The sequence below is a fragment of the Peterkaempfera griseoplana genome (assembly GCF_001418575.1).
Taxonomy (GTDB): Bacteria; Actinomycetota; Actinomycetes; order Streptomycetales; family Streptomycetaceae; genus Peterkaempfera; species Peterkaempfera griseoplana.
On sequence record NZ_LIQR01000112.1, the window covers coordinates 1 to 477 of the forward strand.

The window sequence follows — 477 nt, forward strand, 5'->3', positions numbered from 1 at the left end:
CTGCTGCCACTGGCCGCCGGAGAGGTCGACACCGCCCCGCTGCGAGCGGGTGAGGACCGTCTGCTCACCCTCCGGGAGCCGCTCCAGGACGGAGTCGAAGCCGGACTCGGCGAGCGCCGCGGCCAGCGCGGCCTCGTCCACCTCGCCCTGCGCCCGGCCCGGCAGTATGTTCTGACGTGCCGTCAGCGGATATCGTACGAAGTCCTGGAAGACCACCGCGATGCGGCTGCGCCAGGCCGCCGCCGACACCCCGCCGACGACGGCGCCGCCGATCCGCAGCTCCCCCTCCGTGGGCTGGTACAACCCGGCCAGGATCTTGATCAGCGTGGTCTTCCCGGCGCCGTTGGAGCCGACCACCGCCAGCCGCTCGCCCGGCTCGATCCGCAGGTCCAGCCCGTGCAGCACCTCCCGCCGGACCCCGGGGTAGCGGAAGCCGATGCCGCGCAGCTCGATCGCCGGCCGGGGGCCGATCGGCGT

General features: G+C 74.2%; 1 protein-coding gene. It reads right to left on the minus strand.

What is annotated here, in order from left to right; translation table 11 throughout:
• On the minus strand, positions 1 to 477 hold a 477-nt coding region (locus AOK09_RS41270; protein ID WP_217698403.1), incomplete at both ends, for an ATP-binding cassette domain-containing protein.